Source organism: Actinoplanes sp. NPDC026670 (assembly GCF_040638175.1).
Lineage (GTDB): Bacteria > Actinomycetota > Actinomycetes > Mycobacteriales > Micromonosporaceae > Actinoplanes.
The window spans coordinates 1-15,149 of the sequence record NZ_JBEZXU010000067.1 but is presented as its reverse complement, the minus strand read 5'-3'; the positions used below and the strand labels follow the sequence as shown (position 1 = coordinate 15,149).

General features: G+C 71.3%; 11 protein-coding genes. 7 read left to right on the top strand and 4 right to left on the bottom strand.

Annotated features, from left to right (window positions below; translation table 11 throughout):
* Complete coding sequence (locus tag AB0E94_RS41955; RefSeq protein ID WP_360338394.1) at nucleotides 1-927, bottom strand: sugar ABC transporter permease; 927 nt, start codon at nucleotides 925-927, stop codon at nucleotides 1-3.
* Nucleotides 924-2,237: a substrate-binding domain-containing protein gene (locus AB0E94_RS41950; protein ID WP_360338391.1), complete on the bottom strand. Its 1,314-nt coding sequence runs from the start codon at nucleotides 2,235-2,237 to the stop codon at nucleotides 924-926. The genes AB0E94_RS41955 and AB0E94_RS41950 overlap by 4 nt, the downstream gene beginning before the upstream one ends.
* Before the next feature lie 236 nt (nucleotides 2,238-2,473).
* Here AB0E94_RS41950 and AB0E94_RS41945 point away from each other — a divergent pair, with 236 nt between their 5' ends.
* From AB0E94_RS41945 to AB0E94_RS41920, 6 genes are all read left to right on the top strand, one after another.
* Nucleotides 2,474-4,822, top strand: a complete 2,349-nt coding sequence (locus AB0E94_RS41945; RefSeq protein WP_360338388.1) for a glycoside hydrolase family 3 N-terminal domain-containing protein — start codon at nucleotides 2,474-2,476, stop codon at nucleotides 4,820-4,822.
* A 9-nt stretch (nucleotides 4,823-4,831) separates the two neighbouring features.
* Nucleotides 4,832-6,037, top strand: a complete 1,206-nt coding sequence (locus AB0E94_RS41940; RefSeq protein ID WP_360338385.1) for a GAF domain-containing SpoIIE family protein phosphatase — start codon at nucleotides 4,832-4,834, stop codon at nucleotides 6,035-6,037.
* A gap of 140 nt (nucleotides 6,038-6,177) precedes the next feature.
* Nucleotides 6,178-7,614 carry a gamma-aminobutyraldehyde dehydrogenase gene (locus AB0E94_RS41935; protein ID WP_360338382.1) on the top strand — a complete coding sequence of 479 codons (1,437 nt, stop codon included), beginning with the start codon at nucleotides 6,178-6,180 and terminating at the stop codon, nucleotides 7,612-7,614.
* A 3-nt stretch (nucleotides 7,615-7,617) separates the two neighbouring features.
* On the top strand, nucleotides 7,618-8,883 hold the full coding sequence (gene gabT, locus AB0E94_RS41930; protein ID WP_360338379.1) for a 4-aminobutyrate--2-oxoglutarate transaminase: 1,266 nt from the start codon (nucleotides 7,618-7,620) through the stop codon (nucleotides 8,881-8,883).
* A 48-nt stretch (nucleotides 8,884-8,931) separates the two neighbouring features.
* Nucleotides 8,932-9,387 (top strand): Lrp/AsnC family transcriptional regulator, encoded by a 456-nt coding sequence (locus tag AB0E94_RS41925; protein WP_360338376.1) that lies wholly within the window; start codon nucleotides 8,932-8,934, stop codon nucleotides 9,385-9,387.
* A 4-nt stretch (nucleotides 9,388-9,391) separates the two neighbouring features.
* On the top strand, nucleotides 9,392-10,663 hold the full coding sequence (locus tag AB0E94_RS41920; protein ID WP_360338373.1) for an FAD-binding oxidoreductase: 1,272 nt from the start codon (nucleotides 9,392-9,394) through the stop codon (nucleotides 10,661-10,663).
* Nucleotides 10,664-10,668: 5 nt separating this feature from the next.
* On the opposite strand, the gene AB0E94_RS41915 is transcribed toward AB0E94_RS41920, so the two are convergent.
* Entirely contained in the window at nucleotides 10,669-12,327 is a 1,659-nt protein-coding gene (locus tag AB0E94_RS41915) for an ATP-binding protein (RefSeq protein ID WP_360338370.1), read from the bottom strand.
* Nucleotides 12,328-12,389: 62 nt separating this feature from the next.
* Complete coding sequence (locus AB0E94_RS41910; RefSeq protein ID WP_360338367.1) at nucleotides 12,390-12,818, bottom strand: response regulator; 429 nt, start codon at nucleotides 12,816-12,818, stop codon at nucleotides 12,390-12,392.
* Between the two features lie 130 nt (nucleotides 12,819-12,948).
* Between AB0E94_RS41910 and AB0E94_RS41905 the strand changes: the two genes are divergently transcribed.
* Nucleotides 12,949-14,994: a glycoside hydrolase family 3 protein gene (locus AB0E94_RS41905; RefSeq protein WP_360338364.1), complete on the top strand. Its 2,046-nt coding sequence runs from the start codon at nucleotides 12,949-12,951 to the stop codon at nucleotides 14,992-14,994.
* Nucleotides 14,995-15,149: the final 155 nt, after the last annotated feature.

Below are 15,149 nucleotides of genomic sequence, written 5' to 3'. Positions count from 1 at the left end.
TCAGACTCCTTCCAGCTGGCTGTCGGCCTGGTCGCGGCCGCCGAGCCGGCGCAGCCCGAGCGCCAGCAGCAGGCCGCACAGCACCAGGATGACGGCGATGGCGCTGGCCGGGCCCATCAGGTTGGCCTTGAAACCGCGCTGGTACATGTCGACGGCCAGGGCCCGGGTGGCGTCGCCGGGGCCGCCGGCGGTGAGCACCCAGATCAGGTCGAAGAAGGTCAGCGACCCGACCACCATCAGCGTCGACGAGGTGATGATCGTGTACTTGAGCTGCGGCAGGGTGATGCTGAAGAACTGGCGGACCCGGCCGGCCCCGTCGATCTGGGCCGCCTCGTACATCGAGGCCGGGATCTGCCGCACGCCGCCCTGATAGATCAGCGAGTGGAACGGGATGAACTGCCAGGACACCACGAACACCACGACACCGATGGCCAGGGTGCCGTCGCCGAGCCAGTCCTGCTGGAGGAACTCGAACCCGAGCCCCGCGCCCAGCCCGAAGTTGGGGTCGAGCAGCGCCTTGTAGGTGATCGAGATGGCGGCCTGGCTGAGCAGCAGCGGGATGAAGTAGAGCACCGCGAGCACCGCGCGGTAGCGGTGCTGGGCGGCCAGGAACACCCCGAGCAGGATCGAGATCGGGGTCTGCACCAGCCAGGAGAACACCATGATCAGGAAAGTGACCCAGAGCGCGTGCGGCAGCCCCGGGTCGGCGAGCACGGTCCGCCAGCTGTCCAGGCCGGAGAACGGGATCTCGGTGGTCTGCCCGCTCCACGAGCTGAAGCTGAGCACCAGCACCCCGAGCAGCGGGATCACCCCGAACAGGGTGAAGGCGATCAGGGCGGGCCAGGCCATCCAGGAGACGGACCCGCTCCCCCCGGCGTTGCTGCTGCCGGGAGGAGCGGTCCGCACCACAGGCGGAGCGATGGTCATTTGCCGATGACCGCGTTCATGTTGTCGGCGAACTGCTGCGGACCGATCGACTGGGTGAACAGCTTGGAGATGTTGTCCAGCAGGGTCTCCGCGGCGGTCGGGCTGAGCGCCTGGTCCCACGACTGGGCGAACACCTTGGCGTTGCTGGCCACGCCGTACACGAACTTGAGGAAGTCGGCGTCGGGCGAGGAGGCGAGCTTGGCGTCGGCGCCCTTGATGATCGGCACGCCGCCGGTCTTGATCCAGTCGGTCTGCTCGGTGTCGTCGAGCAGGCTGGCGAAGAACTTCTTGGCGATGTCCTTCTGCTCCGCGGAGGCCTTGGCGGAGATGGAGAGGTACTGGCCGGCGTTGCCGACGGTGTCCTCCGGGTTGCCCTTGCCGCCGTCGACACCGGGGAAGTTCATGTAGCCGAGTTTGCCGTCGGCGATGAACGAGCCGCCCTGCTCCTTGATGATTCCGTACGACCAGCTGCCGTGCACCATCATGGCGGCCTTGCCCTTGTAGAGCAGGGCCTGGTCGGCGTTGGAGTCGGCGGTGATCGAGGAGAAGCCCTTGACGAAGCCGTCCGCCTTGATCAGGTCCTGGATCTTGGTGAGCGCGTCGATCGCGGCCGGGTTGCTCCAGGCGTTCGCCTTGCCGTCGAAGACGTCGCCGAAGACCGTCTGGCCGCCGATCCGGTCGAAGAGGAACTCCAGCCACATCATGTTGGTCCAGCGCGACTGGCCGCCGAGGGAGAACGGCGCGATGCCCTTGGCGTTGAACTTCGGCACCAGGTCCATGATCTCGCCCCACGACTGCGGCGGGGTGAGCCCGGCGTTGGCGAAGACCTCTTTGTTGTAGAAGAGGACGATCGGCTGCACCGTCTCGGCCGGCATCGCGTAGATCTTGCCGTTGATCGTGGCCGGGCCGAACGAGGACGGGAAGAGCCGGTCCTTGACCGCGGCGTTCTGCCCGAACCAGTCGGTCAGGTCGTCGACCTGGCCGGCGTCGACGTAGCTCTTCAGGCCGCCGCCACCCCAGCCCCAGATGATCGTCGGCGGCTGGCCGGCGCCGAGCGCGGTCTTCAGCTTGTCCTTGTAGGCGTCGTTCTGGAAAGTGTTGATCTTGATCTGGCCGTTGGGGTTGGCCTTGTTGAACCGGTCGACGGCTCCGGTGCGGACCGACTCGCCGGGCGGGCCGCTGAGGAACCAGTAGGAGGCCTCGCCGGCCTTGGCGGTGCCGCTGCCGGCCGGGCCGGACGTGCCACAGGCGGCGAGCGTCGCTCCGGCGCCGAGGCCGGCGGAAAGGGTCAAGAAATTCCTGCGCTTCACGCTGATCTCCGTTGTCAGAAGCAGATTTAGAGCGAGGGCCGCTGCCGTAAGTTTCGAATGACAGCCGCAAATTAACGCGAGGTTTCGTTAACGTAGGGTTTCGCCGTTACGAGTGTCAAGGCTCTTGCCTGAACCGTGCCCGGAGCGCGAGAGTTACATCGGCCCGCAGGCGCGCCACCGTTCGCCGCAGCCCGCTGGCCTGCCGCTCGACGGCATCGAAAGTTTCGGAGGTTTCGTTGACAACACATCCCTGGCAAGATCCGGCGCTGCCGGTTCCCGAGCGCGTCGAGGCGTTGCTGGCCGCGATGACGCTCGAGGAGAAGGTGGCCCAGCTCGGCAGCCGGTGGATCGGCAAGGACAAGGGCGCCACCGGCCCGGCCGGCCCCGAGCCGGAGTCGGAGCACTCGGTCGCCCCGATGGAGAGCGAGTTCAGCGGCGGGCCCGCGCTGGAGGACGCCAGCCGGCACGGCCTCGGCCAGCTCACCCGGATCTACGGCAGCTACCCGATCACCGTCGCCGAGGGCACCGCCGAACTGGTCCGCCAGCAGCGGATCGTGATGGCCTCGTCGCGGCTGGGCATCCCGGCGATGGTGCACGAGGAGTGCCTGACCGGGTTCACCATGCACGGCGCGTCGGTCTATCCGGCCGCCATCGCCTGGGGCGCCACGTTCGACCCGGAGCTGATCGAGCGGATGGCCGCCGCGATCGGCGCCGACATGGCGGCGCTCGGCGTGCACCAGGCGCTGGCCCCGGTGCTCGACGTGGTCCGCGACTACCGGTGGGGGCGGGTCGAGGAGTCCATCGGCGAGGACCCCTACCTGGTCGGCACGGTCGGGTCGGCGTACGTACGCGGCCTCCAGAGCTCGGGGGTTCTCGCCACACTCAAGCACTTCGCCGGATACTCCGCCTCTCGCGGCGCCCGCAACCACGGCCCGGTGCCGATGGGCCGCCGCGAGCTGCTCGACATGATCCTGCCACCGTTCGAGGCCGCCGTCCGCGATGGCGCGGGATCCGTCATGAACTCCTACTCCGACGTCGACGGGGTGCCCGCCGGCGCCGACTCCTGGCTGCTCACCGACCTGCTGCGGGACGAGTGGGGGTTCACCGGCACGGTCGTCTCGGACTACTGGGCGGTGCCGTTCCTGGCGAGCATGCACGGCATCGCCGCCGACGACGGCGGCGCCGGAGCCCGGGCCCTGGAGGCGGGCATCGACGTGGAACTGCCGGACACCATCGGGTACGGCGCCGAACTGGTCGCCCGGGTCCGCTCCGGCGAGGTCGACGAGTCGTACGTGGAACGCGCCGCCCGCCGGGTCCTCACCCAGAAGGCGGCGCTCGGCCTGCTCGATCCGGAGTGGACCCCGGAGGACTCGGTGGCCGGCTCGGCCGGGGTGACACTGGACTCGGCGGGCAACCGGGCGCTGGCCCGCGAGGTCGCCGAACGGTCGATCGTGCTGCTCGACCCGGGTGAGGTGCTGCCGCTGTCCGGCACGGGGCGGATTGCGGTGGTCGGCCCGTGCGCCGACGACGCGCGCACTTTCCTGGGCTGCTACGCGTTCGCGAACCACGTGCTCCCCCGCTATCCGGGGGTCGACCCGGAGATCGAGCTGCCGACCGCGGCCGAGTCGCTGCGGGCCGAGTTCGCGGGGGCCGAGATCGCGTACGCCCGCGGGTGCGCCGTCGACGGCGACGACCGTTCCGGGTTCGGCGAGGCGGTGGCCGCCGCCCGGGACGCCGACGTGTGCCTGGTGTTCGTCGGCGACCTGGCCGGGCTGTTCGGCAAGGGCACCTCGGGCGAGGGCTGCGACGCCGCCGACCTGCGGCTGCCGGGCGTCCAGGCGGATCTCGTCGAAGCGCTTCTCGGCGCCGGCACCCCGGTGGTGGTGGTCGTGGTGTCCGGGCGGCCGTACGCGCTGGGCGACTTCGAGGGCCGGGCCGCCGCCCTGGTGCAGGCGTTCATGCCCGGCGAGGAGGGCGGGCCGGCCATCGCCGGTGTGCTGTCCGGCCGGGTACAGCCCAGCGGCAAGCTGCCGGTGCAGATCCCGCGGACCCCGGGCGGCCAGCCCGGCACCTACCTCCAGCCGCGGCTCGGCGCCGTGCACACCGGCACCAGCAACCTCGACCCGACGCCGTTGTTCCCGTTCGGGCACGGCCTGTCGTACACCTCGTTCGAGGTCGGCGACCTGCGGCTGTCCGGCGACCGGGTGCCGACCGACGGTGGGTTCACCGCGACCGTGCGGGTGCGCAACACCGGCGGCCGAGCCGGCGCCGAGGTGGTGCAGCTGTACCTGTCCGACCCGGTCGCCCAGGTCACCCGTCCGGTTGTTCAGCTCGCCGGTTTCCAGCGGGTGGAGCTGGCCGCCGGCGCCGCAGCGGAGGTCGTGTTCCACGTGCACACCGACCGGACGGCTTTCACCGGCCGCGATTTGAAACGTATCGTCGAGCCCGGTGAGCTGCGGGTTCTCGCCGGCACGTCGGCCGGTGACCTGCCCTGCGAGGCGACCGTCGAGCTGACCGGGCCGATCCGGCCGGCCGGGCCCGGACGGGTCCTCACCACACCGGTGGAGGTGCGGCCGGAACACTAGGCTGACCTCGTGCCCCCACGCATCAACGACGACGAGCGGCTGCGCCGGCTCGAAGCGGTCACCGATGCGACGCTGTCCCGGCTCGACGCCTCCGATCTCCTCGACGAGCTGCTGGACCGGGTGCGCGATCTGCTGGGTGTGGACACCGCGGCGATCCTGCTGCTCGATGTGCACTCCCAGCAGCTCGTCGCGACCGCGGCCAAGGGCCTGGAGGAGGAGGTCCGGGCCGGGTTCCGGCTTGCGGTGGGGCGCGGGTTCGCCGGCCGGATCGCGGCGACCCGCACCGCGGTCCGGCTCACCGACGTCACCCCGGCCGACGTGGTCAACCCGATCCTGGTCGACAAGGGCGTCCGGTCGCTGCTGGGCGTGCCGATCCTGGCCGGCCGGGACCTGGTCGGGGTGCTGCACGTCGGCACGCTGAGCCGCCGCGAGTTCGGCGACGACGACGTGAAACTGCTGGAGCTGGTCGCCGACCGGGCCGCGGTGGCCGGGCGGATCCGGTCGGCGAAACTCGACCAGGCGGCGGCCCTGGCCCTCCAGCGCAGCCTGCTCCCGGCCCGGCTGCCGTCGGCGCCGGGCGTCGAGCTGGCCGCGCGGTACGTGCCGGGCCACGCGACGGGCATCGGCGGCGACTGGTATGACGTGTTCGCCCTGCCGTCCGGCTGGCTGGGGGTGGTGATCGGCGACGTGTCCGGGCACGGCCTCGCGTCGGCCGTGGTGATGGGCCGGATCCGCAGCGCCCTCCGGGCGTACGCGCTGATCTGCGACGATCCGGCCCAGGCGCTGACCCTGCTGGACCGCAAGGTGCAGCACTTCGAGGCGGGCAGCCTCACCACCGCCCTCTACGCGATGATCAGTCCGGGCCGGGAGCGGGCGGTGATCTCCACGGCCGGCCATCTGCGCCCGGTGCTGGCCGCCCCGGACGGCCCGGCCGGGCTGGCCGACGTCCCGGTCGACCCGCCGCTCGGGGTGGTCCGCCCGGACCGGCCCCGGCGCAGCACCGTGGTGCCGCTGGCGCCGGGCGCGCTGCTGTTCTGCTACACCGACGGCCTGGTGGAACGCCGCGGCGAGGTGATCGACATCGGGCTGGACCGGCTGGTCGCCATCGTCCGGGCCGACGCTCCGGAGGACGTCTGCGCTACCGTCATGGCGGAGGCGGCCGACGCGCTGCCCACCGACGACGTCGCGGTTCTGGCGGTTCGCCGCCACGGATGACGGCGGGTGTGTCACCGTTCGATGGCAGGTTGATTACCGGCCCCAGCTCCTACGGAAATATTGCTGCGAACTCTTGTTCGCAACGGATTCAGCAGAAAAGATGGGGCCGAATTCGCTGATACCACAGCTGGAGGCGCCGGATGACCGCGAAGACGGTACTGCACAACCTCATCGGGGGCGAAGCCGTCGCGCCCGTCGAGGGGCGGTACGAAGATCTCATCGACCCGTCCACAGGTGAGGTGTTCGCCTCGGCGCCGGTCTCCGGGTCCGAGGACGTCGACCGGGCCATGACCGCCGCCTCGGCCGCGTTCCAGCAGTGGCGCGACACCACGCCCGGCGAGCGGCAGCGCGCCCTGCTCAAGTTCGCCGACGCCATCGAGGCCCGCGCCGACGAGCTGGTCGCCGCCGAGTCGAAGAACACCGGCAAGCCGATCGGCCTGACCGCCAGCGAGGAGCTGCCGCCGGCCATCGACCACCTGCGTTTCTTCGCCGGCGCCGCCCGGGTGCTGGAGGGCCGCTCGGCCGGGCAGTACATGAACGGGTTCGAGAGTTACGTGCGCCGCGAGCCGATCGGCGTCTGCGCGCAGGTCACCCCGTGGAACTATCCGCTGCTGATGGCGATGTGGAAGATCGCGCCGGCGCTGGCCGCGGGCAACGCCGTGGTGCTCAAGCCGTCCGACACCACCCCGGTGACCAGCGTGCTGCTGGCCGAGATCGCCGCCGAGTTCCTGCCGGCCGGCCTGTTCAACGTGGTCCTCGGCGACCGTGACACCGGCCGCGCCCTGGTCACCCACAAGACCCCGCAGATGGTGTCGATCACCGGTTCGGTCCGGGCCGGCATGGAGGTGGCCGGCAGCGCCGCCGCCGACCTCAAGCGCACCCACCTGGAGCTGGGCGGCAAGGCCCCGGTCGTGGTCTTCGACGACGCCGACGTGGAGGCGGCCGCCGCGTCGATCGCCGAGGCCGGCTACTTCAACGCCGGGCAGGACTGCACCGCCGCCACCCGGGTGCTGGCCTCGGCCGGTGTCTACGACGAGTTCGTGGCGGCGCTCGCGGCGCAGGCCCGGGAGATCAAGACCGGCGCCCCGGACCAGGAGGACGTGCTCTACGGGCCGGTCAACAACGCCGGGCAGTTGGCCCGGGTCGCCGGGTTCATCGACCGGCTGCCGGACCACGCGGTGCTCCAGGCCGGCGGGTCCCAGGTCGGTGACCGGGGCTACTTCTACTCCCCCACGGTCGTCTCCGGCCTGCGCCAGGACGACGAGATCATCCAGAACGAGGTGTTCGGCCCGGTCATCACGGTGCAGAAGTTCGGCGGCGAGGACGAGGCGGTCGCCTACGCCAACGGCGTCGAGTACGCGCTGGCCTCCAGCGTCTGGACGAAGGACCACGGCCGGGCGATGCGGATGACGCAGCGGCTCGACTTCGGCTGCGTCTGGGTCAACTGCCACATCCCGCTGGTCGCCGAGATGCCGCACGGCGGCTTCAAACACTCCGGGCACGGCAAGGACCTCTCGGTGTACGGGTTCGAGGACTACACCCGCATCAAGCACGTCATGCACAACGTGGGGGCCTGACCCGTGACCAGCTCGGAGGAACTGCACAAGCGCCGGCTCGCGGCCGTCGCCAAGGGTGTCGGCTCGGTGATCCCCCACTACGTCGCCTCGGCGGGCGGGGGGACGATCACCGACGTCGACGGCCGGGAGTGGATCGACTTCGCCTCCGGGATCGCGGTCACCAACGTCGGCAACGCCGCCCCGCGGGTGGTCGAGGCGGTCCGCGCGCAGGTCGAGCGGTTCACCCACACCTGTTTCATGGTGGCCCCCTACGAGTCGTACGTGGCGGTCTGCGAGCAGCTGATCGACCTGACCCCGGGGACCTTCGAGAAGCGGGCCGCGCTGTTCAACTCGGGCGCCGAGGCGGTGGAAAATGCTGTCAAGATCGCCCGGCACGCGACCGGGCGGCCCGCGGTCGTCGTGTTCGACCACGCCTACCACGGCCGGACCAACCTGACGATGGCGCTGACCGCGAAGAACATGCCGTACAAGCACCGGTTCGGGCCGTTCGCCCCGGAGGTCTACCGGGCGCCGATGTCGTACCCGCTGCGCGACGGCGGACTGACCGGTCCGGAAGCGGCCCGCCGCGCGATCGACGTGCTCGAGAAGCAGGTCGGCGGGTCGAACGTGGCGGCCGTGCTGATCGAGCCGATCCAGGGCGAGGGCGGTTTCGTGGTGCCGGCGCCGGGCTTCCTGCCGGCGATCGCGGCGTGGGCCAAGGCGAACGGGGCGGTGTTCATCGCCGACGAGATCCAGACCGGGTTCGCGCGGACCGGGCAGTGGTTCGCGTCCGAGGACGAGGGCCTGGAGCCGGACCTGATCACCACGGCCAAGGGCATGGGCGGCGGGCTGCCGATCGCCGGTGTCGTCGGGCGCGCCGACCTGATGGACGCGGTGCACGCCGGCGGGCTGGGTGGCACGTACGGCGGCAACCCGGTGGCCTGCGCGGCCGCCCTGGCCGCCATCGAGACCATGCGTGAGCTGGACCTGAACGCCGAGGCTCGGCGCATCGGCGAAACCATCAAGGCGGCGCTGACCGACCTCGACCCGGGTGTCGCCGAGGTCCGTGGCCGGGGGGCGATGATCGCCATGGAGTTCGTGGTCCCGGGCACGATCGAACCCGACGCGACCCGCACCGCGGCCGTGTCGAAGGCCTGCCACGAGGCCGGGCTGCTGACGCTGACCTGTGGCACCTACGGCAATGTGCTGCGTTTCCTGCCACCCCTGGTCATTCCGGACGAGGATCTGCGCCGCGGGCTCGACATCCTTCGCGGCGCTCTGCTCACCTGACGGGCGACCCCTTTGCTGACGTCAAGCGTTCCAGGGAAGAATCGCGGCGTGACGGACGTGACGCTGGACGATACGAACAAACTGATCATCGAGCATCTACAGCGTGACGGCCGCATGTCGTACGCCACGCTGGCCAAGACGATCGGGCTCTCCGAGGCCGCTGTGCGCCAGCGCGTGCAGCGGCTGCTGGACAACGGGCTGATGCAGATCGTGGCGGTCACCGACCCGCTGACCCTGGGTTTCGCCCGGCAGGCGATGGTCGGCCTGCGGGTCAACGGCAACCTGCGGACCATCGCCGACAAGATCGCCGAGGTGCCCGAGGTCGACTACGTGGTGATCTGCGCCGGGCGCTACGACCTGCTCGTCGAGCTGGTCTGCACCGACGACGAGCACCTGCTCGACATCCTCAACGAGAAGGTGCGCACCATCGAGGGCGTCACCGAGGCCGACACCTTCATGTACCTGCGACTCGCCAAACAGACCTACGCCTGGGGAACACGGTAAATCTATGAACAGCCCCTCCTTCTGGCTCGACAGTCTGGGCCCGATCGAGAAACGCCCGCCGCTCGCCGGTGACCTGGACGCCGACGTGGCCATCGCCGGCGGCGGGTACACGGGCTTGTGGACGGCGTACTACCTGGCCAAGGCCGACCCGTCGAAACGGATCGTGATCCTGGACGCCGAGTTCTGCGGGTTCGGCGCGTCCGGCCGCAACGGCGGCTGGGCGTCCGGCCTCTTCCCGGTCTCCGAGGCCAAGCTGGCCCGCCGGTTCGGGCCGGACGCGGCGGCCGCCATGCACCGCGCGCTCGGCGACACCGTCGACGAGGTCGGCCGGGTCACCGCGGCCGAGGGCATCGACTGCGACTACGCCAAGGGCGGCACCCTCTCCCTGGTCCGCAGCACGGTCCAGTTACGCCGGGCCCAGGGCGACCCGGGTTTCATCAGCGCCGGCGAGGCGAAGGCCATCTGCCACGCCACCGACGTGCTCGGCGGCGTCTACAGCGAGCACTGCGCCGCCCTGCACCCGGCGAAACTGGTCCGCGGCCTGGCCGAGACGGTCGAGCGCCTCGGCGTCACCATCCACGAGGGCACCCGCGCCGAGCAGATCAAGACCGGACAGATCAAGACCACGCGGGGTACGGTCACCGCGCCCACGATCGTGCGGGCGCTGGAGGGCTACACCGCCGGCCTGGCCGGGCACCGCCGGGACATCGCGCCGGTCTACTCCCTGATGATCGTCACCGAGCCGCTTCCCGAGGAGTTCTGGCAGCGCGTGGGCCTGGCCCGGCGGGAGACGTTCACCGACGAGCGACGGCTGGTCATCTACGGTCAGCGGACCGCCGACGATCGCCTGGCGTTCGGCGGGCGCGGGGCGCCGTACCACTTCGGCTCGAAGATCCGCCCGGAGTACGACCTGGTGCCGGAGGTGTTCGAGGCGCTGCGGGCGACGATCACCGAGCTGTTCGGGATCGACCCGCCGATCGCCTACCGCTGGGGCGGGCCGCTCGGCATCCCGCGTGACTGGATGCCCTCGGTCGGGCTGCGCGACGGGATCGCCTGGGCCGGGGGCTACGTGGGGGACGGCGTGGCTGCCGCGAACCTCGCCGGGCGTACCCTAGCGGATTTGATCTTGGGAATTGACAGTGACCTGACCCGCCTGCCGTGGGTCGGGCATCGCTCGCGCCGCTGGGAGCCGGAGCCGGCCCGCTGGCTCGGCATCAACGTTGGCCTCCGCGCAACCGCGCTGCTGGACGCCCTCGACCGCCGCCGCGCCGCGTAACCCGGTCAGGAGGTGGCCGGGCCGGCCAGCGGGAGGCGGATGCAGACCACCGTGCCGGACGGCCGGTTGTCGGACAGCCGGATCGTGCCGCCGTGCAGCAGCACGATGGCGCGGGCCAGGCTCAGGCCCAGCCCGCTGCCGGAGCTGCCCTGGTGGCGCACGTTGCTGCCGCGGAAGAACCGGTCGAAGACCCGGGCCTGCTCGCCCTCCGGGGTGCCGATGCCACTGTCGGCGATGCACAGCTCGGCGGTCGTGTCGACGCTGCGCAGCCGCACGTGGATGGGCGCGCCCGGCGGGCTGTACCGGACCGCGTTGGACAGCACGTCGTCGACGACCTGCCGCAGCCGGATCCGGTCGCAGGGCAGCCGGAGCACCGCCGGCACCTCGGTGACCAGGGTGAGCCGGCCGCCGCTGTGCCGCAGGCAGGTCACCGCGTCGGCGACCAGCGAGGCCAGGTCGACCTCGTGGACGTCCAGGCCCAGGTGCCCGGAGTCGAGCCCGGCCAGGTCGAGCAGGGTGTCGGCGATCCGCTGGAGCGCCTCGGCGTTGCGGGCGATCACCCGGGTCATCTCCCGCGCCTCCGGGTCGAGCCCGGTGGTGTCCTCGGCGAGCAGGGTGGCGTTCGCGGTGATCGAGGTCAGCGGGGTACGCAACTCGTGCCCGACCAGGTCCACGAAGTCGGCCTGGGCGCGGGCCAGCTGACGGGACAGCCCTTCGGCGCGGCGCTGGGCGACGAAGATGCCGACCTGCGCGGCCACCCCGTCGAGCAGCACGGTGAGCAGGTCCGGCTCGTACTCCTGGGTGCCGGCGTAGCAGGTCAGCACCCCGAGCAGACTGCCGCCGTCACGAACCGGCACGGCGAGCGCCGTCCGCACCCCGCGGCGCAGGCAGATCTGCACCCGCTCGCGTTCGTGGGCGGTCCGCAGGTCGGCGCTGAGCGCGATGTCCGGCACCCAGATCGGGCGCCCGCTCTTCCAGACCCGCCCGGTGATGCCCTGCCCCCACTCCGGGGTGTGGCCGAAGAAGCCCTCCGGGTCGATGCCGGCGGCGTCCCAGTGCCCGACCGACTGGAGCAGCCGGGTCGCGTCGTCGATCAGGAACAGCTCCGCGCACGGCCAGCCGAGTGTGGCGGTGACCGCGCGCAGCAGGTGGGGCGCCGCCTCGGCCGCGGTGGTCGCCTGTTTCAGCACGTGCTCGACGGCGATGTGGCAGTTCCGGAACCGTTCGACCCGGCGCAGCGCGGTCACCTCGTGGGCCACGGCGACCGCGCCGAGCGGGATGCCACCCGGCCCGGGGATCGGCTGCGCGCTGGTGTCGAAGATCCGCACCCGGTGCCCGGGCCGGCTGACCAGGATGTCCTCGGAGATCACGTGCTCGCCGTGCAGGGCGCGCAGCAGCGGGTTCTCGGCGCGGGTCATCGGCCGCGCGTCGGGGGTGGACAGATGCTGGAACGCCCGGTCCTCGAAGTCCGGCGGCAGCGGACCGTCCGGGCCGACACCGGTGATCTCGCGCATCGCCCGGTTGGCGAAGACCACCCGGCCACGGGCGTCACAGGCGAGCACCCCGGCGTCCATGCTCTGCAGCAGGGCGCCGAGGAAGGCGCCGTTGTCCAGCGCGGCCGCGGCCTCGTCCAGCACCTCCATGACCCGCCCGATCCTGTTCACGCCAGGCCCGTGGTCACGGGCTGCTCCAAGCTTCTACCCTCCGCCAGATTTTCTATACTTTTTCAGACCGAGACGGGTATATCGGCAGGGCATCGGTTGTCCGCCGCGTCGTGGTCGTGCGGACCGATCGCGACCAGCTCGTCCATGGTCGCCAGCAGCTGATCGTTCGGGCACGGCTTGAGCATGATCGCGCAGACCTGCGCCGACCCGGCCCGGGGATCGCCCGGCCGGAGGTGACCGCTGAGAACGGCGACCGGGATCCGCCTGATGTCGTCGTCCGGATGGGCACGGATCGCGTCGATCAGTTCCCAGCCGTCCATCACCGGCATGCCCAGATCGGTGAGCACGAGGTCCGGCCGGTGCTCCAGGATCGTCTCGAACGCTGCCCTTCCGTCCGATTCCCGCAGCACGGTCATTCCGGTTCGCTTGAACACCCTGACCAGAACCAGGGCGATGTCCTCGTCGTCCTCAGCGATCAGCAATACGGCCATGTCAGCTCCGTGGAGAAGGTCCGTCGTTCCAGCATGCGCCAGGCCGCTACGGACCGGGGCGATAACCGCATATCGCCACCTGGCACTCGCGCGTTCTCCCCTCGTGGAGGACATCATCGAGGAGAACCGGATGCGACCACGTCTCCGCCTGGCCGCGCTGGGCGCCGTCGCGGCGCTCACCCTGGCGGTCATCCCGGCGTCGGCCGGCACCCGCATGGACACCCCCGCCTACCTCGACGCCGGGCAGCCCGTCGAACGCCGGGTCGCCGACCTGCTGTCCCGGATGACCCTGGCCGACAAGATCGGGCAGATGACGCAGGCCGAACGGGCCGCCGTCACCGGCGACCCCGCCCTGGTCACACGATGGCGGCTCGGTTCGGTGCTGTCCGGCGGCGGGTCGGCGCCCACCCCGAACACCCCGGACTCCTGGGCCGCGATGGTCGGCGAGCTCCAGAAGGCGGCCCTCGCCACACCCCTCAAGATCCCTCTGCTGTACGGGGTGGACGCCGTCCACGGTCACGGCAACGTGCCCGGGGCCACCGTCTTCCCGCACAACCTCGGCCTCGGCGCCACCCGTGACTCCGCCCTGGTCGAGAAGGTGTACCGGGCCACCGCCGGCGAGATGCGGGCCACCGGCATCCCGTGGGATTTCGCGCCGTGCGTGTGCGTCACCCGCGACGAACGGTGGGGCCGCTCCTACGAGAGCTTCGGCGAGGACCCGAACCTCGTCGCCCGGCTCGGCGGCAGCGCCGTCGACGGGCTCCAGCGCAACGGGGTGGTCGCCACCGTCAAGCACTTCGCCGGCGACGGCGACACCACGTACGGCACCGGGGACAGCGGCTACCCGATCGACCAGGGTGTCACCGTGACCGGCCGGGACGACTTCGAACGGCTCTCGCTCGCGCCCTACACCGCCGCCGTCCAGCGGCACGGGGTGTGGAGCGTGATGCCGTCGTTCTCCAGCGCCGGCCTGACCGGCAGCCCGGTCAAGATGCACGCCAACCGCGAGCTGATCACCGGCGCCCTCAAGGAGAAGCTCGGCTTCGACGGGTTCGTGATCAGCGACTGGGAGGCCATCCACCAGCTGCCGCCGGACGCCCCGGCCGGCACCCCCGAACCCACTGCGGCCCAGGTCCGGGCCGCGGTCAACGCCGGCGTCGACATGTTCATGGAGCCGGCCACCGCGGCCCTCTTCCAAGAGAACCTCGAGGCTGAGGTACGGGCGGGGCGCGTGCCGATCGACCGGATCGACGACGCCGTCACGCGAATCCTGCGGGTCAAGTTCCGGCTCGGGCTGTTCGAGAACCCGTTTCCAGCCTCCGGACCGGTCGGCACCGCGGAACATCGGGCGCTCGCCCGGGACGCGGTCGCCGCCTCCCAGGTGCTGCTCAAGAACACCGGTGGGCTGCTGCCACTGCGCCGGGACGCGCGGATCTACGTTGCCGGGCGCAACGCCGACGACATCGGCAGCCAGTCCGGCGGATGGACCGTCGACTGGCAGGGCCGCAACGGCAACACCATCCCCGGAACCACGATCCTCGACGGCATCCGCTCGATGGCCTCCTCGGTGACCTTCAGCGCCGACGCGTCCGCACCCGTCCAGGCCGGCGACGTCGGTGTGGTCGTGGTCGGCGAGACGCCGTACGCCGAAGGATTCGGTGACGTCGGCGCCACCCCCTGGAAGCACGGCACCGCGGAACAGCGGGAGCCCAAGTCGCTCGACCTCCAGCCGTCCGACCGGGCGGTGGTCGACAAGGTCTGCGGCGCGGTCTCCTCGTGTGTCGTCCTGATCGTCTCCGGACGCCCGCAGGTGATCACCGGCCAGCTGGGCCGGATCGACGCCCTGGTCGCGTCATGGCTGCCCGGAAGCGAGGGCGCGGGCGTCGCCGACGTGCTCTTCGGCACGAAACCGTTCACCGGGCGGCTGCCGGTGTCGTGGCCGAGCTCGGCCGGACAGGTCCCGGTCAACGTCGGCGACGAGACCTATCAGCCCCTCTTCCCGTACGGCTGGGGCCTGCACACCGGCGACAAGGACACCCGTGCCCACGCCGTCGACCGGGTGGCGGCCGGCGCGGCCCCGGCCGGCTGGCAGTCCATGATCGCCGACGCCGAAGCCGCCACCGAAGCCGGCGACCCCACCCGAGCCGAAGCCCTCCTGTCCCCCTTGACCCCTTGACCACCCCACGAGGGCTCGCAGCCTCACCCCACGCCTCCTCATCCACGACGCCTCCCCCGGCAACGCCTCCCCTGCACCCACCACTCGCAGCCCGCCACCCGCCGTCGCCCCGACCCGCCGCCCGCCACCCGCCGTCGCCCCGACCCGCCGCCCGC

Coding starts and splice junctions, on each gene's coding strand:
- AB0E94_RS41955 (WP_360338394.1), bottom strand. CDS start 927: ATGACCATCGCTCCGCCTGTGGTGCGGACCGCTCCTCCCGGCAGCAGC.
- AB0E94_RS41935 (WP_360338382.1), top strand. CDS start 6,178: ATGACCGCGAAGACGGTACTGCACAACCTCATCGGGGGCGAAGCCGTC.
- AB0E94_RS41920 (WP_360338373.1), top strand. CDS start 9,392: ATGAACAGCCCCTCCTTCTGGCTCGACAGTCTGGGCCCGATCGAGAAA.
- AB0E94_RS41910 (WP_360338367.1), bottom strand. CDS start 12,818: ATGGCCGTATTGCTGATCGCTGAGGACGACGAGGACATCGCCCTGGTT.
- AB0E94_RS41905 (WP_360338364.1), top strand. CDS start 12,949: ATGCGACCACGTCTCCGCCTGGCCGCGCTGGGCGCCGTCGCGGCGCTC.